Origin of the sequence: Autumnicola edwardsiae (assembly GCF_031846505.1) — a bacterium.
Lineage (GTDB): Bacteria > Bacteroidota > Bacteroidia > Flavobacteriales > Flavobacteriaceae > Autumnicola > Autumnicola edwardsiae.
This window is the reverse complement of sequence record NZ_JAVRHP010000027.1, coordinates 18,012-39,040: the sequence shown is the minus strand read 5'-3', so window position 1 is coordinate 39,040 and position 21,029 is coordinate 18,012. Positions and strand designations below refer to the sequence as shown.

At 40.6% G+C, this 21,029-nt stretch carries 15 protein-coding genes; all 15 read left to right on the top strand.

Features of this window, described 5'->3' with window-relative positions; translation table 11 throughout:
• Positions 1-1,118, top strand: a 1,118-nt coding sequence (locus RM529_RS07165) for a DUF6377 domain-containing protein (RefSeq protein ID WP_311484076.1), incomplete at its 5' end; no start/stop codon positions are given.
• Positions 1,119-1,464: 346 nt separating this feature from the next.
• Positions 1,465-4,380 (top strand): SusC/RagA family TonB-linked outer membrane protein, encoded by a 2,916-nt coding sequence (locus tag RM529_RS07160; protein WP_311484075.1) that lies wholly within the window; start codon positions 1,465-1,467, stop codon positions 4,378-4,380.
• A 15-nt stretch (positions 4,381-4,395) separates the two neighbouring features.
• Positions 4,396-6,015: a RagB/SusD family nutrient uptake outer membrane protein gene (locus RM529_RS07155; protein ID WP_311484074.1), complete on the top strand. Its 1,620-nt coding sequence runs from the start codon at positions 4,396-4,398 to the stop codon at positions 6,013-6,015.
• 18 nt (positions 6,016-6,033) lie between these two features.
• Complete coding sequence (locus RM529_RS07150; protein ID WP_311484073.1) at positions 6,034-7,173, top strand: SusE domain-containing protein; 1,140 nt, start codon at positions 6,034-6,036, stop codon at positions 7,171-7,173.
• A gap of 62 nt (positions 7,174-7,235) precedes the next feature.
• Positions 7,236-8,693 (top strand): alpha-amylase, encoded by a 1,458-nt coding sequence (locus tag RM529_RS07145; RefSeq protein ID WP_311484072.1) that lies wholly within the window; start codon positions 7,236-7,238, stop codon positions 8,691-8,693.
• 79 nt (positions 8,694-8,772) lie between these two features.
• Positions 8,773-10,629 (top strand): glycoside hydrolase family 13 protein, encoded by a 1,857-nt coding sequence (locus tag RM529_RS07140; protein ID WP_311484071.1) that lies wholly within the window; start codon positions 8,773-8,775, stop codon positions 10,627-10,629.
• Positions 10,630-10,634: 5 nt separating this feature from the next.
• Positions 10,635-12,755: a TIM-barrel domain-containing protein gene (locus RM529_RS07135; RefSeq protein WP_311484070.1), complete on the top strand. Its 2,121-nt coding sequence runs from the start codon at positions 10,635-10,637 to the stop codon at positions 12,753-12,755.
• Positions 12,756-12,761: 6 nt separating this feature from the next.
• On the top strand, positions 12,762-14,900 hold the full coding sequence (locus RM529_RS07130) for a glycoside hydrolase family 97 protein (RefSeq protein WP_311484069.1): 2,139 nt from the start codon (positions 12,762-12,764) through the stop codon (positions 14,898-14,900).
• A 217-nt stretch (positions 14,901-15,117) separates the two neighbouring features.
• Positions 15,118-15,792 (top strand): hypothetical protein, encoded by a 675-nt coding sequence (locus tag RM529_RS07125; protein ID WP_311484068.1) that lies wholly within the window; start codon positions 15,118-15,120, stop codon positions 15,790-15,792.
• A gap of 124 nt (positions 15,793-15,916) precedes the next feature.
• Entirely contained in the window at positions 15,917-16,207 is a 291-nt protein-coding gene (locus RM529_RS07120; RefSeq protein ID WP_311484067.1) for a helix-turn-helix transcriptional regulator, read from the top strand.
• A gap of 33 nt (positions 16,208-16,240) precedes the next feature.
• Positions 16,241-17,464: a DUF5906 domain-containing protein gene (locus tag RM529_RS07115; RefSeq protein WP_311484066.1), complete on the top strand. Its 1,224-nt coding sequence runs from the start codon at positions 16,241-16,243 to the stop codon at positions 17,462-17,464.
• Between the two features lie 252 nt (positions 17,465-17,716).
• Positions 17,717-18,595 carry a DUF8464 domain-containing protein gene (locus RM529_RS07110; RefSeq protein ID WP_311484065.1) on the top strand — a complete coding sequence of 293 codons (879 nt, stop codon included), beginning with the start codon at positions 17,717-17,719 and terminating at the stop codon, positions 18,593-18,595.
• Positions 18,596-18,720: 125 nt separating this feature from the next.
• Complete coding sequence (gene mbpA / locus RM529_RS07105; protein ID WP_311484064.1) at positions 18,721-19,017, top strand: mobilization protein MbpA; 297 nt, start codon at positions 18,721-18,723, stop codon at positions 19,015-19,017.
• The gene (locus RM529_RS07100; RefSeq protein WP_311484063.1) at positions 19,014-19,883 is read left to right on the top strand and encodes a relaxase/mobilization nuclease domain-containing protein; all 870 of its coding nucleotides are present in this window, start codon (positions 19,014-19,016) and stop codon (positions 19,881-19,883) included. The genes mbpA and RM529_RS07100 overlap by 4 nt, the downstream gene beginning before the upstream one ends.
• A gap of 11 nt (positions 19,884-19,894) precedes the next feature.
• The gene (locus RM529_RS07095; RefSeq protein WP_311484062.1) at positions 19,895-20,344 is read left to right on the top strand and encodes a DUF6730 family protein; all 450 of its coding nucleotides are present in this window, start codon (positions 19,895-19,897) and stop codon (positions 20,342-20,344) included.
• Positions 20,345-21,029 lie beyond the last annotated feature (685 nt).

Below are 21,029 nucleotides of genomic sequence, written 5' to 3'. Positions count from 1 at the left end.
AACCAGGTTCTTATGGACATTCTTCCCTAGAAGGCTATATAAGGTACCGCAGGGGTGATTTTGAAGAAGCGTTGGCGAAGATACTTCCTTTATTGGATACAGATTTGAACCTCAGAGAGCAGGCCATGTTAAATTCTATTGTGGGGGACAGCTATGCTCAGCTTGGGCTAAAAGATAAAGCAACCTTTCATTTAGCACAGGCCGCAATTGCCGATATAAAGTCGTCTGCAAAAGAAAATCTAGCTATAATCAGGCTAGCCGAATTACAATTTACAGAGGGAAATGTACAAATGGCATCTATTTTTATTCAGAAAGCCAATGAGGATGCCGCGTTCTACGGTGCCCAACAACGAAAATTAAGGGTGGGGGCTATTTTACCGCTTATAGAAGAACAAATTATAAAGCAGGTAGAAGAACAAAGGGAGCGGCTTTCCAGGCAAAACCTTTTGCTCAGCCTGTTGCTATTGTTTGTGGTGGTTTTAGCTGTCATCATTTATTCCCAGGTTCGCCGGCTAAAAAGGGCCCGCCGGGAAATAAGTAAAGCGCACGAAAAGCTTCAGGTAAAGAACCATCAAATAACCAAGGTTAATGAAGAGGTGAAATTAAAAAACTTCCAGCTTAATAAGGTAAATTATGAGCTCATGGAAGCGAACAAAATTAAAGAAGAATATATTGGCTTTTTCTTTACACAGGATGCGGACATTTTTGAAAAGTTCAAGGACTTCAAGGATAATATTCAGAAAAATCTAAAAAAAGATAATTTAGAAGGGGTTAAATACCTTGTCGATACTTGTGATCTAAAGCGGGAGAAAGAAAAGTTGCTCCAGAATTTTGACGAAGCTTTTATTAATCTCTTTCCTGATTTTATTAAGGAATTTAATTCCCTTCTAAAGGAAGGGGAGCAAATCCTACCAAAGAAAGGGCAAATCCTTAATAAGGAGCTTCGTATATTTGCCTTAATCCGCCTGGGAATTACACACAACGAAATTATAGCCCAGATTTTAGGTTATTCTGTTAATTCCATTTACGCTTATAAAACGAAAATCAGAAAAAAATCACTGCTCGATAAGCAGGATTTTGACCAAAAACTTCTCGAAAACACCCTTCTTAAACTTTAAAAACAGTCTTTTCTTTCCTTATTTTCTATATAGTTTGACTTTTCATAAGATAACTATATATCTGAAATACAGATATTTGATTATAAAAATATCCGTTTATTTTCTATATGAAAATTTCAAACCCTCTTTTCAGCCTATAAAATCTCGAATTTTGTAAGGATTGTGAATTTTAGTGATCTCTTCCAGATATCTTTTACACTCTGCTGTAAGTGTGTGAAGTTTGGAAAACTTTATTCGATGGATGGTTTTTAATAATTTTTTTGACCAAAAGCGAAAACGTTTTCTGTTTACTAATCACCTGAATTCGCAAAAAGGACTTAAAAATTTATTAAATAAACAGAAATCTATGAGAAAATTATTCAAAAGCACATGGCTCTTAGTCTTTATGCTGCCGATGAGCTTTTTTGCCCAAAATTCCGTTAGCGGGGTGGTCACAGAAGATGCCACGGGACTGGCTATTCCGGGAGCTAATATCATTGTACAGGGAACGAGCAACGGTACTGTTACAGACTTCGACGGGAACTATACACTGGAGAATGTTGATAATGGTGACGTGCTGGTCTTCTCTTTTCTTGGGTTTGCGCAACAGGAGGTGCCTTATGACGGACAAAACACCATTAATGTTTCTCTGGAGGAAGACCAGGCTACTCTGAATGAAGTTGTAGTTGTGGGTTACGGTACTGTGAGCAGAAAAGACGCTACAGGCGCTGTAGAGCAAATTTCTACAGAAGAATTTAATAAAGGACCCGTCGCTACTGCAGGGGAACTTATCACAGGTAAGGTAGCCGGGGTCTCTGTAACTTCCGGTGGTGGAGCACCTGGTGAGGGCCAGAACATCACCATCAGGGGCCAGGGTTCTTTATCCCTGAACAGCTCCCCCTTAATTGTGGTAGACGGTATCCCGCTGGACAACGGTAATGTTGGAGGTTCCAGAAATGCGCTGGATTTTATTAACCCCAATGATATTGCAAGTATGACGGTTTTAAAAGATGCCTCTTCTACCGCCATCTACGGTTCCCGTGCTGCCAATGGTGTGATCCTGATCACCACCAAACAGGGAAAAGGAAATGAATTTAAATTTAATTATTCAGGCTCCACAATCCTTTACCGTCCAACTGAAACCGTGGATGTTCTTGACGCAGATGAATTTCGTGCTCTGGTAAATGAAGTAGGAAATGATGCAGCTATTGCTCGTTTAGGGCAAAGCAACACCTCCTGGCAGGATCAAATTTATACCGAAGCATTTGGAATTGAACATAATTTAAGCACTACCGGCAGGATTGGGAATTTTATGCCTGTTCGGGCTTCATTAGGATATACCGACAGGAATGGTATTTTGCGTGGGGATAATTTCTCCAGGACCACAGCTTCTGTAAATCTTAGACCAAACCTTCTGGATGGACACCTTAGGATAGAACTGAATGGTAGGGGGATGTACACCGAAAATACTTTTGCCAACCGCGATGCTATTGGAACGGCCGTAGATTTTGATCCCACACAGTCTATTTATGATGTCAATTCCCCTTTTGGTGGATACTTCACCTGGCTGAATTCTGATAATGTTCAGAACAGCCTGGCGCCCACTAACCCTGTAGCATTAATTAATCTAAGGGATGACTCTTCAGAAGTAAGAAGATTTATTGGGAATGCAAAGGTAGATTATGACCTTCATTTTTTCCCTGACCTTACAGCAACGGTCAACATCGGACTGGATAGAACAAATAGTCACGGAAGAACAATTACTTCCGAAGAAATGCCTTCTTCCCAGCTCGACTGGAACGGCTCATTCAGCAATTACACCAATAACGCCACCAACAGACTATTTGACGCTTACCTGACGTACAATGATGATTTTGGCGAGCATTCGATCACTGTAGTGGCAGGTTATTCTTATCAGGAATTTGAAAACGACAATTACAGTTATGATAGTGAAGCCGAAGAGGAAGGCAATGACTTTGAGTTTATAGACAAATGGAAAAGCACTCTGCTTTCTTATTTTGGGAGGTTAAACTATAATTATAACGACCGTTACCTCGCTACAGCTACTTTAAGGGCAGATGCTTCTTCCAAATTAAATCCTGATGATCGGTGGGGCTACTTTCCTTCTTTTGCACTGGCATGGAACATCAATAATGAAGCTTTTCTTGATGGTTCCAATTTTTTCGATCAGTTAAAACTACGCCTGGGATATGGGCAAATTGGGAATGTTAACGGACTGACAGATTATAATTTCCTTACCAGGTATACCGCAAGTCGTTCCAATGCTTATTACCAGTTTGGTAACAGTTATTACCAGACTTATCGTCCTGAGGCAATAAATCGTGATTTACGCTGGGAAGTAGGTGCCAATTATAATGTAGGGTTAGACTATGCTTTTTTCAATAACAGGATTTCAGGATCGGTAAACGTATATCTGAAACAGACCCAGGATCTTATTAGCTATGTAACTGTAGATCCATTCACCAATTTCTCGAATACTATTCCCAAAAATATCGGCGACATGGAAAACAAAGGGATTGAATTTGAATTTAATGCGATTCCTGTAGAAACAGATGATTTCACCTGGAGCATAGGGTATAATGTTTCCCTCAATAATAATGAAATCACCAATTTACCAGACCAGGTAGAAGTTGGAGGTATCAATGGAGGAACCGGTAACACCATCCAGCTTCATAAAGAAGGATATTCGCCATTCACCTACTGGGTATATAAGCAGGTGTATAATGAAGAAGGAAGACCGGTTGAAGGAGCTTATGTAGACCGTAACGGAGACGACCAAATCAATGAAAATGACAGGTACCTGTACAAAGATCCTTATGCTGATGTTATCATGGGATTAAATACAAACCTTAACTATAAAGGCTTCGACCTGGCCATAGTCACAAGGACAAACCTTGGGAACTACGCCTACAACAATATGGCTTCCGCGAAAAGCTATGCAGTAAGGGCTACAGAAAACAGTATCCTTACCAATTTGCATAGTGATTATTTTAATACAGGCTTTCAATCTTTAACTGAAGAAAACCTGTTGAGCGATTACTATATTCAGGATGCTTCATTCTTTAAGGTGGACAATATTACCCTTGGTTATACCTTTGATCAAATAATTGAAGGATCTGATCTCCGCCTGTACGGTACCGTTCTAAATGTACTGACGGTAACAGATTTCGACGGACTGGATCCTGAAATAAGCGGAGGTATTGATAATAATTTCTATCCAAGACCAAGATCGTTTGCATTTGGTGTAAACCTTAATTTTTAAAAAAGTAATATGAAAATGAATAATCTCAAAAAACTAATCCTCATCCTGATGGCCCTTATAATAGTGTCCTGTCATGATGACTTAGACCAATATCCTATAGATCCCGACAGCTTTACGGAAACCAATGTTTTTGCCAGTGCCGAGGAAGCCAGGGGAGCTCTCGCCAAACTCTACGCCAGTTTAGCTTTAACCGGACAGGAGGGACCTGCGGGACAACCTGATATTTCCGGAATAGATGAAGGAACTTCTCAGTTTTCCAGGCTTTACTTCAGTTTAAACGAACTTACTACAGATAATGCTGTTGTAGGATGGGGGGATCCCGGTTTACCCAATTTACATGCTATGAGCTGGGGAGCCGGTAACGATTTTACCACCGGGATGTATTACCGACTGGCACAGGAGGTTTCTTTTACAAACTCCTTTATCAGCAATGCAGAAGCTTTAAATGACAATCCCGAAGTTCAGGCTTATATTGCCGAAGCAAGGTTTTTAAGGGCTTTTGCTTATTATAACTTAATAGATTTTTACGGTGATGTTCCTTTGGTAACCATGGTTTCTACAGAAGTACCGGAGCAGAACACCCGTGAGGAAATTTTCTCTTTTATTGAATCTGAATTACTTGAAATTCAGGATTTACTGGCTGAAAGTGGTAGCGCTGATTATGGTCGTGTTGACCGTGTTGCAGCCTGGGCTTTGTTATCCAAACTTTACCTGAATGCCGAAGTTTGGACAGGAGAAGAGCGTAACACAGATGCAGTGACCTATGCCAGCCAGGCAATAAATTCTTCCTATTCAATTAATACGAATGATGCCAATGGCAATGGTTCGGCTTACGATGAACTTTTCCTTGCCGACAATGATACCAACGGAGCCCAGAATGAATTTATATTCGCACTTAATTTCGACGGAAATCAGTCCAGAACTTATGGAGGAACAACTTTCCTTGTTCACGCGGCAATCGGAGGTTCTATGGATGCTTCAGAGTTTGGTGTAAACGGCGGATGGGGCGGCTTACGAACTACCAAAGCTTTAGTCAATAAATTTGATTACGCTGTAACCGAGGAAGACGAAGACGGAAATCCTGTAGAATGGGCAGATGCCAGGGCAATGTTTTATACCGAAGGTCAAAACCTGGAGATCAACACTATTGCCAATACATTTACTGATGGGTACGCCGTAACCAAATTCACCAACCTCGATTCCGAGGGAAATGCGGGTAATGACGAAGGAGGAGAATTTGTGGATACAGACCTGCCACTTATCCGTTTGGCAGAAATCTACCTTACTTATGCTGAAGCCGTGCTTAGAGGTGGTTCGGGCGGAGATGTAAGTACCGCTGTCACTTATATTAATGAGTTGAGGGAAAGAGCTTTTGGGGATAACTCCCGAAATATTTCTGCCAGTGATCTTGATCTTCAGTTTATAATAGACGAAAGGGCAAGGGAATTGTACTGGGAAGGACAACGAAGAACAGACCTTATCAGGTTTACAGATTTTGTATCTGCAGATTATCTCTGGCCATTTAAAGGAGGTTCTCAAACTGGAACCGCTGTGGATCCATATAGAAGGTTGTTCCCACTTCCCGCCAATATCCTAACCATCAATCCTAACTTAACCCAAAATCCTGGTTATTAACAATAAATGAATCATACAATGAGAAAACTAACAAAAATAGCAATAGCTTTTATAGCGATTGTAAGCTTAAATGCATGTACCGAAGATGATGAATTCACTTTTACAGCAAAAGAAGATCCTACAGGTCTTATGTTCACAAGTTCTGCTGAAGGCTCCTATACACTCTCTCCGGCCAACGGTGATAATTTAGCCGAAAGGTTCGTCTGGAACGCTGTGGATTTTGGAGTACAAACTCCTGTAAATTATGAACTGCAGGGAGCAGCTTCCGAAAGTTTCGAAGCCATGACGGTAGTAGCTCAGGGAACTGAAACCAATGGAGCTGTCACAGTTACTGAAATGATGGAGTTCGCTGAAGAAGCAGGCCTGGACAATGATCCTACAACAGCAGAACCAAACACCGGAACCATTTATTTTCGGGTACGGGCGTACGTTGGAAGTGATGGAGGAAATGTGGTCGATCAATACTCAAACGTGATATCTGTAAATGTAAACCTTCCAGAACAATCTGAAGAAGAAGATGAGGACCTTCCAAAAATATATGTGACAGGAAATTTCCTTGCTGCAAGTGGCTACGGAACGGACTGGACTGCGACCGATGGAGTACCAATTGCTGCTGAAGCCGAAGGAAATACCGTATATGAAGGATTTGTATATATGAATGTTGATGCTCCTCAATTCAAAATTTTACAAACCAATGAGAATTTTGATGGAAACTTAGGAGATGCCGGGGACGCTGATGGTGTCTATACCGGGGTACTTGAAACTCCGGGTGTAAATGCAGGAACACCAGACGGTACAGGTGGTTATTATTTGGTGAACGTAGATACCGGTGCGCTTACTTATGAGCTTACCGAAACCACCTGGGGCGTTATTGGTAATGCAACCCCATCTGGATGGGACAGTGATACAGATATGACTTACGATCCCGATACCCAAACATGGAGCGTGACCTTAGAACTTACCGAACAGGAAGCAACAGATAATGGGTTCAAATTTAGGGCTAATGATGCCTGGGATCTTAATTTAGGTGATACCGATGCTGATGGTTCTTTAGAGTTTGCAGGGGATAATATTGGTGTTCCGGAAGATGGAAATTACACTATTACCTTAGATTTGAGCAATCCAAGACAGTACAGATATTCTATAAGTAGAAACTAAACATCAGGAGTCCGTTTAAAAGATGTAAATCTTTTAAACGGACTCCCCTAATTTTGATTAAAATGAAATATAAATTGATAAATCCATTAAGCTACCTGCTTATCCTGGTGGTATTCTTCAGCTGTTCTTCAGATGATGACGCTATTACTTCAGAAACAGATGATGGCCCGGTTACAGAACAGCCAGGTACCGCAACGGCCCTTGACCTTTCAGAATATGATAATGGCAGCCGTGTAATGATGCAGGCATTTTACTGGGATGTAGAGCCAAGATTTGAATGGTGGAATACTATAGCAGATGATGTACCTGCATGGGCAGATGCCGGTATTGACCGTATCTGGCTCCCACCGGCAACCAAAGGCCAGAGTGGGCAATATTCTATGGGCTACGATATTTCCGATTATTTTGATTTTGGGGATTATGAGCAGCACGGTACAGTAGAAACACGTTTTGGAAGCCGTGAAGAACTGGAAAACTTAATTGCTACCGCGCATGAAAATGATATTGAAGTAATTGCAGATATCGTTGTGAACCACAACAGTGGTGGCGGGGAAGAATTCAATCCTTACAGGGATAAAATCACCTACACCTTGTTTGATGAAGAACATGGCAATGCTTCAGGGATGTTCAACAGGAATTATGAATATTTCTATCCCAACAGCGTGAGCGATTATGATAACGGGAGCTTGTTTTATCCTGAACAAAATTTAGATCATCACCGGGACTACGTCCAAAACTGGCTTTGGAAAGATGAAAATTCTGTGGCCAAATACTACAAAAACGTCATGGGCTTTGACGGCTGGAGGTTTGATTACGTTCTGGGCTTTGAATCTTTCGTAATCAAAGAGTGGCTGGATGAGGTTGGTGGTTTTTCTGTAAGCGAACTCTGGGACGCCGATGCAGATTTAATAAGGGAGCATATTGAAGCAACGGGAAGCGGCGCTTTTGACTTTGCAGCATTCTACAGGATGGAACAGGCATTTGAAAGGTATGAAGACCTCAGTTACCTTACCCGCGACCAGGTTTGGCAAACAAATCCTGATAAAGCGGTAACTTTTACAGCAAATCATGATACCGAGAAAGATGGTAATATTAATAACTATCTTGAAGCTGAAAATAAGATGAAAGCTTATGCTTTTATAATGACTCATCCCGGTTATCCAACCGTATTTTATCTGGATTATGAAAATGAGGAATTCCAGGAGGAAATTCAGCAGCTTATCACTATTCACAACACGTTGGCAACAGGAGACCTGGAAGTGCTATATGCCGATAACGATGAATATATCGCTAAAAGAAGTGGTGATGGAAATAATCCCGGCCTTATTGTGTACATCACTACCAACGATAACATTAAAAGAAGGGAAGTGGACACCGATTGGAACGACATGGAACTAATGGATTATTCTGAAAATACAACTTACCGAGCTTCCACTAATGAAGGAGGTATGGTAATGCTTGAAGCCCCAGCCAGTGGCTACGCTGTATGGTCAATTATGGAGGAAACTTCAACAGAATAATTTTTTTAACGAAAAACGAATTTAAATATAATGAACAGCCGGGTACTTCAAAAAGAAGTGTTCGGCTTTTATTCAAATTATGAGAGGAAACATCAGAAACATATTATTTTCAGTATTAATCAGCTGTATATTCTGCCTCAGCGGATATGGACAAATCGAAAGAACAGAACCTCCTTTCTGGTGGGCAGGCATGGAAAAATCTGAAATCCAGATTCTTTTCTACGGAAAAAATATTGCTGATTATCAAGTATCCCTTCAGGAACAAATTCCCGTAACCGGAATTATCAAAACCGAAAACCCCAACTACATTTTTATAAGCGTTGAAACTGAAGGTTTGGAACCGGGAATGTTGCACTTCGATTTTCAGAAGAAAAACGGAAAAAAATTCATTAGGGAATACAAGCTTAAAACGAGAAGGGAAGAATCTTCAAAAAGGGAAGGTTTCAGCAGCAGCGATGTGATTTATTTAATCATGCCCGACAGGTTTGCTAACGGAAATCCTGATAATGATTCAGTAGAAGGACTTACCGACAAATTGAACCGAAAGGAAAACGGCGGCAGGCATGGTGGCGATATCCAGGGGATTATAGATCATCTCGATTATCTGGATGATTTGGGTGTCACCGCTATTTGGAACACGCCACTTTTAGAAGACAATGATCCTCGTTATTCTTATCATACGTATGCCCAAAGCGATGTCTACAGAATAGATCCTCGTTTTGGAAGCAACGAAGATTATAAAAAACTGGCTTCCGAAATGCACGACAGGGACATGAAGCTCATCATGGATTATGTGACGAACCACTGGGGCAGGGAACATTGGATGATCAAGGATTTGCCAACGTACGACTGGATCAATCAGTTTCCAGGTTATGAGCAATCCAACTACAGAATGGAAACTCAGTTTGATCCGCATGCCAGTCACCGCGACCACAAATATTGTGTTGATGGATGGTTTGTGAGAACAATGCCCGATTTGAATCAGAAGAATCCGTTGGTATTGAATTATCTTATCCAAAACGCCATCTGGTGGATTGAATATGCTAACCTTGACGGGTTTCGGGTAGACACTTATAGTTACAATGACAAGGAAGGAATTGCTGAGTGGACAGAAACCATCATGGAAGAATATCCAAACTTTAATATAGTGGGCGAGGTTTGGCTGCATGATCAGGCACAAATCGCCTACTGGCAAAAAGACAGTAAGATTGGTGCCATTCAAAATTACAACACACACCTGCCATCGGTAATGGATTTCACACTGCACAATGCCATAGAAACCATTTTTGAAGAAGAAGGTGGCTGGGGCAGCGGAATGGATAAAGTCTACGGCAATTTTGTCAATGATTTTCTATATCCTGATATCAACAACCTGCTGATTTTCATGGAAAACCATGACACCCGTAGGTTTAATGAAATTTATGATCAAAGCCTGGAAAATTATAAGTTAGCACTAACTCTTATAGTAACTACGCGGGGAATCCCTCAGCTTTATTACGGATCTGAAATTGGGATGCGTGGTAAAAAAGAGGAAGGTGACGGCGACATTCGCCGTGATTTTCCCGGCGGCTGGGAAGCAGATGAACAGAACGCATTCCTTGCTTCTGAAAGAACTACTGAACAGCAAGAGTTCCATGGTTTCACAAAAAAGCTGCTGAACTGGAGAAAATCTGCTGAAGTTGTACATAATGGGGAACTTACGCAATACATCCCTTACGACAATGTCTACGTCTATTTTAGAACTCTGGAAGACCAAAAATTAATGGTAATCCTGAACAACAATGAGGAAGCACAGGTGCTCACTCCGCAGAGGTTTGCTGAAGACATTGGAGCAGCTGGTTCAGGCACAGACATCCTCACCGGAGAACAAATAAATTTAACAGAGGAGTTTGAAATCAATGGCAAAACTCCAATGATAATCGAACTTAATAAATAATAAAAATGAAGAAGATATTTTTTTTATGGGCTCTTGGGATCCTGGCTGGGATGCAGCCAGTTTTCTCCCAATCTGCCAGCATTGCAGAACCCGGAGTCGCAGTTTTTTATCCGGCTCAATTTGATTCCACCGCCACCCTGCCCTCTTTGGCAATAGTAAAAGATCTTCAAAAAAAGGATTCTTTGCCGGGCGACTGGACTGTAAAGCCGGAATACCTGCAAATAGAGGGAAGAAATGCAGTAAGATTTGATTTTGAAGAAGGTGTTGATCTTTATGGCACAGGTGAGGTAATTGGGGATTTACGCCGAAACAACACCGATGTCACACTTTGGAACACAGATAACTATGAATATGCAAAATTTGATGGAAAGCAATTGTACCAGGCGCATCCATGGATCTTAGGAGTACGCCCCGACGGAACTTCCTTCGGAATTTTAGCTGATAATTCCTGGAGACAGGAAATTGTTCTTGATGACGATGCTGAAATAATAAGCGAAGGTCCTGCTTTTCGGGTTGTAGTGATTGAAAAAGAAAACCCGCAGGAGGTAATGAAAACCCTTGCCGATCTTACAGGAACCATGGCTATGCCCCCGTTGTGGGCATTAGGCTATCAGCAGTCGCGTTATTCGTATTATCCCGATACTGCAGTGGAAGAACTTGCCGATGAATTTAGGAAAAGAAAAATTCCGGCAGACGTTATATGGATGGATATTGATTATATGGATGGCTTCCGTGTCTTTACATTTGATGAGGAAGGTTTCCCTAATCCGGAAAAACTGAATGATTATTTGCATTCTAAAGATTTCAAATCAGTCTATATGATTGATCCTGGCGTGAAACAGGATTCTACTTACTTTGTATATCAACAGGGTGATGCCGGAAACCACTGGGTCTTGGATTCATTAGGAAATGAATATAATGGCGAAGTGTGGCCAGGGCAGGTCGCCTTTCCCGATTATACACGGCCTGAAACTCAAAAATGGTGGGCTTCCTTGTATATAGATTTTATGAACCTGGGGATAGACGGGGTTTGGAACGACATGAATGAACCGGCTGTCTTTGACGGACCGGGAGGAACCATGCCCGATAATAATATCCACCGGGGCGGCGGAGAATTACCTGAAGATATTCATTTGCGCTACCATAACGTGTACGGTTTGTTAATGGTACGCTCCAGTCGGGAAGGGATCCTTGATGTAAATCCTGAAAAACGACCTTTTGTACTTTCCAGAGCTAATTACCTTGGTGGACAACGTTATGCTGCTACATGGACTGGTGATAATTCGTCTACGTGGGATAATCTAAAAATGTCAATCCCAATGTCCCTAAACCTGAGTCTTTCAGGTCAGTCTTTTAACGGTCCCGATATTGGAGGATTTACCAAAACTCCTACACCTGAAGTTTTTGGTCACTGGATTGCACTTGGGGCTTATTATCCGTTTTCAAGAAACCATACTTCCAATGATACAGAGGCACAGGAACCATGGGCTTTTGGAGAAGAAATTGAAGATGTTTCCAGAACGGCTATCAACAGAAGATATCGTCTACTCCCCTATTTATATACCTTGTTTCATGAAGCTTCGACTACCGGAATGCCAATCATGCGCCCTACTTTCTTTGCCGATTTAACGAATCAGGAGCTAAGGGACGAACAACAGAGCTTCTTATTAGGGAAAAACCTGTTGATCATTCCGCAGTGGGCGGAAGATCTTAAGATGCCAAAAGGAAACTGGGAAACTGTTTCTTTTGAAAATGAAGAAGCAGATCCTTACCAGGCAACTGTAAAATTGAGAGAGGGAGCAATAGTTCCTGTAGGTCCCGTGATTCAAAGCACAGAGGATTACAGTACCGACAGAATCACACTTTTGGTCAGTCCTGATAAAGCCGGAAAAGCTTCCGGAACATTGTATGATGATGCCGGAGAAGGTTTTGGATATAAAGATGGAGAATTTTCCATTATTGAATTCACTGCTTCAAAAGTTTCAGGAAAAAGAATTAAAGTAAATGTAAAACAAACGGAAGGTAACCTTAAAAAAGACCGGCAATATAGAATTGCACTGGTAAAAGACGGAAAAGTCACCTATTCCCCATGGTCTTCAAAAAATACATTTACTATCAAAATTTAGCAATAAATGAAAAAGATAATTTTAGTTGCCTGCACACTATTTTCTATAGGTGCGGCCAATTCCCAAAGCCTGAATTCACCCAACGGAGAGCTGGAAATGCAGTTCTCCCTGAATGAAAGCGGAGCACCGATTTACAGCCTTTCATATGCTGAAAAATCAATTATAGAACCTAGTTCGCTGGGGCTAGACCTTAAAAATCAGGAAGACCTCCTGGAAAATTTCACTGTTGCCGGTATAGAGGAAACCAGCTATGATGAAACCTGGGAACCTGTATGGGGCGAGCAGAAAGAGATAAGGAACCACTACAATGAAATGGAAGTAAAACTGCTTCAGGAGGAAACGAACCGTGAAATGATCATTCGTTTTCGTCTTTTCGATGACGGACTGGGTTTCCGGTATGAATTTTCGCAGCAAAAAAATCTGGGGCACTTCGTCATTGCAAATGAGAAAACTGAGTTTGCCATGACGGGAGACCATACGGCTTTTTGGATTCCGGGAGATTACGACACTCAGGAATATGATTATACCGAATCTAAACTTTCAGAAATAAGAGGGTTAATGGAAAATTCCATTACCGCTAACGTTTCACAAACTTCTTTTTCTCCAACAGGCGTGCAGACTTCATTGATGTTGAAAACCGATGATGGTTTGTACATTAATTTGCACGAGGCTGCTTTGGTAAACTATCCCGTAATGCACCTGAACTTAGATGATGAAAAATTTGTTTTTGAATCTTGGTTAACTCCTAATCTTGAGGGAGATAAAGCTTATATGATAGCTCCTTCCACTACTCCATGGAGAACAATTATTGTAAGTGATGACGCCCGGGAAATACTGGCTTCAAAAATGACCTATAACCTGAACGAACCTTCTGAAATTGAAGATACTTCCTGGATTAAACCTATGAAGTACGTTGGTGTTTGGTGGGAAATGATTACCGGTAAAAGCACCTGGTCTTACACCCATGATTTTACCGCAGTGCAATTAGGAGAAACAGATTATGAAACTGCAACGCCTAACAGCACTCACGGCGCAACCACAGAACATGTGAAGGATTATATAGATTTTGCTTCGGAACATGGTTTTGACGGTGTATTGGTGGAAGGCTGGAACATTGGCTGGGAAGACTGGTTTGGTCATTCCAAAGATTATGTTTTTGATTTTGTAACCCCATATCCCGATTTTGATGTGGAAGAAATCCAGGAATATGCGGAAAACAAAAATGTAAAAATGATCATGCACCATGAAACCTCATCTTCCGTAAGAAATTATGAGCGTCATTTAGATACAGCGTATCAGTTTATGAAAAAGTACGGTTATGATGCTGTAAAAAGTGGATATGTAGGAGATATTCTTCCCAGGGGAGAAAATCATTACAGTCAGTGGTTGGTGAACCATTATTTATATGCGGTTCAAAAAGCTGCAGATTATGAGATTATGGTGAATGCTCACGAAGCGGCACGCCCAACCGGACTTGCACGTACGTGGCCAAACCTTATCGCCAATGAATCGGCACGGGGAACGGAATATCAGGCATTTGGCGGGTCTAAACCCAATCACGTAACGGTTCTGCCATTTACAAGGCAAATTGGTGGACCTATGGATTATACTCCAGGAATTTTTGAAATGGATATTAGCAAACTGAATCCTGAAAACACTTCTCATGTCAACAGTACCATCGCTAATCAGCTGGCCTTGTATGTAACCATGTATAGTCCGTTGCAAATGGCTGCCGATCTTCCGGTAAACTATAACAGATTTTCGGATGCTTTTCAATTTATTAAAGATGTTGCCCTTGATTGGGACGAGAGTATTTATCTTGAAGCCGAACCTGGAGATTACGTGACTGTAGCCCGAAAAGAAAAGGGGGATGATAATTGGTTCGTTGGAAACGTGAACGGGGAAGAAACGCGGACATCAAAAATAAAATTTGACTTTCTGGACCCTAATAAGACATACATTGCCACCATCTACTCAGATTCCAAAGATGCTCATTTCAGAAATAATCCGCAGGCGTATGAGATCAGAAAAGTAAGGGTGACTAATAAGTCCAGCCTTTCACAAACATCTGCTCCCGGCGGCGGTTATGCCATCAGCGTAGTGCCTGTAGAGAAGTCTGAAACCAGGGGCTTGAAAAAGCTGTAGGACAGCCATATCTTAATAATAGTCTAACCAGCTGGCATAGAATTTCTATGCCAGTTGGTTTATAAAAATTTCTTAAACAGGCGAGAGCATCTTTCCTTTAACGGAAGCTCCAATTCTCATCAGAAATTTTTCTCCTATTCCTAAGCATTTGTTTTTGATTTCGCTGTATTAGCTTTTATCTTTTAGTTATATTTATTTGGTTAATGCAGAAGGTGTTATGGAAAAATTTATTCTAAATGCTGGAAAAGTATTGGCTAAATGGAGGTCAGGGATAAATTATTTCTTGGAAGAGAAAGTGCAGAATAGTTCCACTAACCTTATTCTTTTCATCCTTTCTGTCTTTGTTGTTTTTATTGTAAGCTTCAGCCTTATTTTCGGTCCAGGATCTATTACTGATAATTTCCCCGTTTTCTTAATCCTTTTCGCAGTAATGGTTTTGGTTCTGGTTTGGCTGGCCATTTTCTACGAATCAAATAAGTATTTAGAAACCGGACGTCATGATTTTCGGATAATTCCTCTTAGAAAATTGCAGGTAAGGTTAGAACTACTCAACCTGGATAAAGAATCAAAAGAGCAATTCATCAGGTTGATGAAGGGGTTGCGGGTCAGGAAAAAGATCAATTTCACCATGGGCAATAAAAGTGGTGATTCAGCTAACCATCGTATCCTGTTCGTGTTGTTCGATGAATTGGTGGTAGGAGGTATTCAGGATCTTACCGGAGAGCGGAAACGAAGCTTTTTCAACTTACTCATGGATTCCTTCTTAATGAACGGCGAGCCGCTAAAAGAAAACACCTTAAAAACCAGTTTTTCCGCTTGGAAAAACGATCAGGAAAAAATTAATTCCCGCAATCAGCGAAAGCTCGTCCGGCAGATGCTGGGAATAGAATAATTATAGCGTAATCTTCTTTTTTATTGAATTATCCTATTGATTTATAGGTATTTGCTTTCCTAAGTTTGTCTTGCGCAAAATGTAAAAGGCCTTTTACTCATTTTCTAATTTTAATACTATAGTTATGAATGAGCAAGATCAAGTGGTGGGTTTATTAGAAGATATTAAGGTCTTACTGTCCCACACCAAAAAAGTAATGAACGTGGATGATCTGGTACAATATACCGGACTCTCCAAAAGCAAGATTTATAAGCTTACCCATTTAAAGCTTATCCCTACGGGTAATAATCCCAATATCCGTCAGAAGTTTTTTGATAAGGATAAAATAGATGCCTGGTTGTTGGGGGAACCAAACCTTTCTGATGAATTCCTGGAGCAGCAGTTTAATCAAAAGCTGCTTAAGAACCGGAAGTAGGTTTTTCCATTCACTAATCTCAAATTTTCGAAGATGAAAAATATATCCTATATCAGGGTAGGTACCTGCTACTATAAAATCGTACAGATACCAACCATTTCAGGAAGCTTTAATGAGAGCCTGGTTCCATGGAACATTGAAACCCTCCGCAATGATCACGGCAAAGCTTTTATTGGCGCCATTAAAAAATATGATGGCTTCACCTGCCTTCCCGGTCATAAAGATTTTAAAAAGGAATGTCATGGGTTTTACAATACCTATTCTCCTTTGCCTCATATCCCGCAGGAAGGGAAGGTGGATATTTCACTACGCTTTGTTAAGCATGTTTTTGGGGACCAGTTCGAGCTGGGACTTGATTATATACAGCTATTGTATTCCAGGCCGCTCCAGATCTTACCCATCCTGTGCCTGGTATCCAAAGAGAGGGTTACAGGTAAAACAACCTTTCTCAAATGGTTAAAAGCCATTTTCGACAATAACCTGACTTACCTCACCAATGACAATTTCAGCAGCCAGTTTAATGCTGATTGGGCCAACAAACTTCTTATATGTATCGATGAAGTACTATTCAACAAAGAAGAGCTTACAGAACGGATCAAGTACTTAAGTACCACCGATTTTAATAAACTGGAAGCTAAAGGCAAGGACAAGCGCGAGGTGGAATTCTTTAGCAAGTTTATCCTTTGCAGCAACAATGAAGATAACTTCATTAAAATCGATAGTGAGGAAACGCGCTTCTGGGTATTAAAAGTTCCTTCCTTAAAAAAAGAAGAAACCCATTTTTTAGAAGATCTGAAGGCAGAAATTTCGGCATTTCTATATTACCTCGATCAGCGCCAGTTAACTAGCAGGCACAGCACGAGGATGTGGTTTGCGCCAGAAGAGGTACGCACCGATGCTTTGGCCAGTTTGATGCAGAATAACCGAAACCGTGTGGAAAAGGAACTGGCTAATATGATCCTGAGCGTCATGGAAACTTATGAAGTGGATGAAGTAAATATTTGCCCCGTGGATGCGTTGCATGTTTTAAACCGCACCCGGATTAAAACAGACTTAACACAATTACGGCAGATCCTAAAAAAGGATTGGAAACTAAGCAACCAGGACAACTCCCTTAGCTATCAGAAGATGATCATGTGGGTGGATGGCGGACTGGGGTTCATTCCTGCAAAAGGAAGATACTATACTGTTACAGCATCTTTTTTACTGCAGCGCTTTGGCCAAGAACAGCAAACTGATGAGATGATGAATAAGTGATACACCTGTGAAAGGTACGGTTTACAAGGTCTTTCCGTCAAATAATCATCATTCCAGGTCATCCTGAGAGTATACTACTAGTAAACAGCATTAGGTTATTTCTTTTTTTTTGATGAATGATGAGAAAATATAAATAAGACTAGTGATACTCTGGGTTTTCAGCCGCATCATTTTCCTCATCGTTTTTTCATCAAAGAAAAATGATGAAGTGGGAATAGCAAGAATTAGTAGTACTCATCAATGAAAAGTGAAATGAGAAGAGAAAATAGTATATCCAAGAGCTGTGAAAGCGCCCGTAATATTTGCATCGTAAAAACGCTGGCAAAATTAGGGCACTTCCCCAGCAGAACATCGGAGAAAGAAGCTTGGTTTCTGAGTCCCCTTCGGTCAGAAACCCAAGCCTCTTTCAACGTTTCTTTGCGTAAGAACATATGGTATGACTTCGGAATTGGAGAAGGAGGTTCTATTATAGATTTGATTATGGCTATTAAGTCCTGTTCTATAAAGGAGGCAGTGCAGTTCTTACAAGCGGACACTATAATTCCTTATTTTATTGCGCCTACACCACAACTCCCTTCTGAAAACAAAATTGAAATTACAACTGTAGGGCCTCTGAAGCATTCCGCTTTAATAGGGTATTTACGCTCGAGAAGAATTCCTGTTGAAGTTGCCCGGAGGTATTGTAAAGAAGTTTGGTACACGTTGAAAGGCCAGGGATACTTTGCTGTAGGATTAGAAAACAATTTGGGAGGATGGGAGCTTCGCAATAAATATTACAAGAATTCCTCTTCTCCTAAATCATATAGCTTTATTGATCATTCATCAAATCGACTTGTGGTAACTGAAGGCATCTTTGATTTTCTTACCCTGGCAGTTCTAAATGAAGGTTTAGTAAATGCTTCAGATGGTATTGTACTTAATTCCCTTGCTTTTCTTAAAGACATCAAAAACATTATTTCTGAATACCACGAAGTATTTCTCTTCCTGGATAACGACCCTGCAGGAGAAAAAGCTACTAAATCGCTTTTAATATTTTCTGCAAATGTCACTGATTGCAGTGTTTCTTACCACCCCCATAAAGACCTGAATGAAAAATTGATCTTCAATTCAAAGAATATAACAGTTGAATGAGAGAAATAATTTATACCGGTAAATGCCTATCGGAGAATTTCAGTTGAAAGAGTAAAGCAAGATGTGTCATTGTCATGACATTCTTGCTTTACGCCCGGAGGTTGCAAAGACTTTAAAAGAAAAAAATGAAAAGGGAATATATCCAGATCCGCTGCTCGATTTACGAGAAGAAGCTGCTCAAAAGAAGAGCGGCCAGGGCAGGAATTTCCCTTTCAGAATATCTCCGTTCTACTGCCTTTGAAAGAAATATTGTTGAGCGGATTACCCCGGAGCAGTTGGAGTACTACCGGATGTTGGTGCAATACAAGAATAACTTTGCACGGATAAGCAGCATGTTTAAAAAGCGGGATCCCAAGTTGGCTGCAACGGTGGAGAAGCTGGCGGAAGAAATCAGGAACCATTTAAAGAACTTTAAAAAATGATAGGGAAAGGACATGCTATTTCCAGCACAAAGGTATCCATATCCTATGGCTGGAACCAGGAGAAAGAGGCTGAAGTAGTGCTGAAAGAACATCTGGCCGGAGATACTCCCGCTGAAATAACTGAAGAGTTCAAAATTATTCAGTCACAAAATGAGCGCTGCCACAATAATACCTTAAGCTTTATAGTAAGCCCATCCATTGAGGACGGAAGAGATTTAACCAAAAAAAACTTGGAAGAAATCGCTAAAAAGTTTTTAAAGGAAATGAACCTGCAAAACAATCAGTCCATTGGATTTGTTCACCGGGATAAGGCGCATACCCATATCCATATTTATACCAATAGGATTGGCTTTGATGGCAAGGCCTACAATGACAGCTTTATCGGAAAACGAAGCCAGATAGCGGCAGATAATGTAGCAAAGGAATTAGGGTTTTCCAGGGCGCGGGAAATACAACAGGGAAGGCTTCAGGAGTTAAAAAACCTTCGACAGGAAATCAAAATCATAAATGACCGGGTCCTTCAAACAAGGCCAAAGTCCATGGATGAATATATGAGCAAAATGAAAGCTCATAAAGTGGATGTAATTCCCACTATCAATAAATCCAATCAACTGCAGGGGTTCCGTGTGGAATACAAAGGAGTAAATCTTAAAGCAAGTGAGGTGCACCGGGATATGGGTGGCAATAGACTCATTGCGCAAATTTCTCAAAACAGGAGTTTTACCAGGTTAAAGGAAGTACCAAAAAGTCTGCTAATAATGAACAAAACTGTACAGTTAAGTACGAATCTGACGACCAGAATAACCAAAGAACTTATAAAGGGAGCTCTGAAAGCACTGGATACCGGTATAGGATATGGATATTAAAAAATTGAGCAATGAAAAAACTAGACGAAATAATGGAACTGATGGCCGATGAAATGGCCGATTTTAAAACTACTATCCTGGAGCTTCAACGACTTTCGGATAAACTATTTGATCTCAGCATCCCAATTACAACCGAAGCCCTAGAAAAAGAATTGAACATCTTTCTGAAAAAGCAGGAAACGGAAAGCCAGCAAAGGGATGAAATTCTAAAGGGCATCGATAAGAAACTAAAGAATGCCAGGCTGATACCAAATTATCTGTTGATCCTTTTTGGTATCATGGGAATACTTGCTTTAAGTTTAATAGGATACTTTAGTTACACCTCCAAAGAAAAAACAGAGCAGAATTTTGAAGTACACCGGATGATCATGGAATCTCAAAATAAGCTGTACGAAGATTATTTCGCAGCATATCCGGAAATTCAGGAGGCTTATTGTGAGTGGTTGGAAGGAGAAAGGTAGGTGATGTACCGAAAAAAATAAACTCAACTAGTATTATAATCTTAGATCCATCAATTTAAAATTTCGTGAAGAACTCCCGAAGCAAACTCCCTTTCACTGCATTTCAGGAAGATAGCTTCGGGTAGGGGGTCTTGGACACTTGGTTAAAGGGATCCTGAAAAATTCTAAAAAGAAGATATTACCGAAACTGATCCCTTTCCCCAAGAGTCCGCTTGATTCTGCTAAAATTGACAATACAAATATAACAGGTAACTTATTTCCCCATATGGCCACCTCCCGCCGTCCCTGTTCCCATTATCACACATGCGAAGAAACGGAATTTAGAAATTAGCCGGCCTGAAAATTGATTAAAGGCTCTCCAGGAAAATTTCAACTACGGCCTATCCTAATTCTAAATTCCGTGAAAGAAGCATCGGAAAATGGTAACAGCGACGGCTCTACGGGAAGTAAATGATTGATAGCGGATTAATGATGTTCAGAAGTTAGATTTCAGGGAAAATGGAAAACGCTTTAGATACAATAAGTAAATGTTGTTTAAGGGAAGAAATTTTTATATTTCTTTTGTTATTGCCAGTATTTGGAAGGAGAAAGTAGGTATTGTAATGACAATTAACCTCGCTACCAGAACTTCTATTTTGCGTCAAATGTCTTGAAACACCCAGAAAAAACGTCGCAATTTGCGTCA

Coding starts and splice junctions, on each gene's coding strand:
- RM529_RS07115 (WP_311484066.1), top strand. CDS start 16,241: ATGAAAAATATATCCTATATCAGGGTAGGTACCTGCTACTATAAAATC.
- RM529_RS07160 (WP_311484075.1), top strand. CDS start 1,465: ATGAGAAAATTATTCAAAAGCACATGGCTCTTAGTCTTTATGCTGCCG.
- RM529_RS07120 (WP_311484067.1), top strand. CDS start 15,917: ATGAATGAGCAAGATCAAGTGGTGGGTTTATTAGAAGATATTAAGGTC.
- RM529_RS07100 (WP_311484063.1), top strand. CDS start 19,014: ATGATAGGGAAAGGACATGCTATTTCCAGCACAAAGGTATCCATATCC.
- RM529_RS07150 (WP_311484073.1), top strand. CDS start 6,034: ATGAGAAAACTAACAAAAATAGCAATAGCTTTTATAGCGATTGTAAGC.
- RM529_RS07135 (WP_311484070.1), top strand. CDS start 10,635: ATGAAGAAGATATTTTTTTTATGGGCTCTTGGGATCCTGGCTGGGATG.
- RM529_RS07110 (WP_311484065.1), top strand. CDS start 17,717: ATGAGAAGAGAAAATAGTATATCCAAGAGCTGTGAAAGCGCCCGTAAT.
- RM529_RS07125 (WP_311484068.1), top strand. CDS start 15,118: ATGGAAAAATTTATTCTAAATGCTGGAAAAGTATTGGCTAAATGGAGG.
- RM529_RS07145 (WP_311484072.1), top strand. CDS start 7,236: ATGAAATATAAATTGATAAATCCATTAAGCTACCTGCTTATCCTGGTG.
- RM529_RS07130 (WP_311484069.1), top strand. CDS start 12,762: ATGAAAAAGATAATTTTAGTTGCCTGCACACTATTTTCTATAGGTGCG.
- RM529_RS07155 (WP_311484074.1), top strand. CDS start 4,396: ATGAATAATCTCAAAAAACTAATCCTCATCCTGATGGCCCTTATAATA.
- RM529_RS07095 (WP_311484062.1), top strand. CDS start 19,895: ATGAAAAAACTAGACGAAATAATGGAACTGATGGCCGATGAAATGGCC.
- mbpA (WP_311484064.1), top strand. CDS start 18,721: ATGAAAAGGGAATATATCCAGATCCGCTGCTCGATTTACGAGAAGAAG.
- RM529_RS07140 (WP_311484071.1), top strand. CDS start 8,773: ATGAGAGGAAACATCAGAAACATATTATTTTCAGTATTAATCAGCTGT.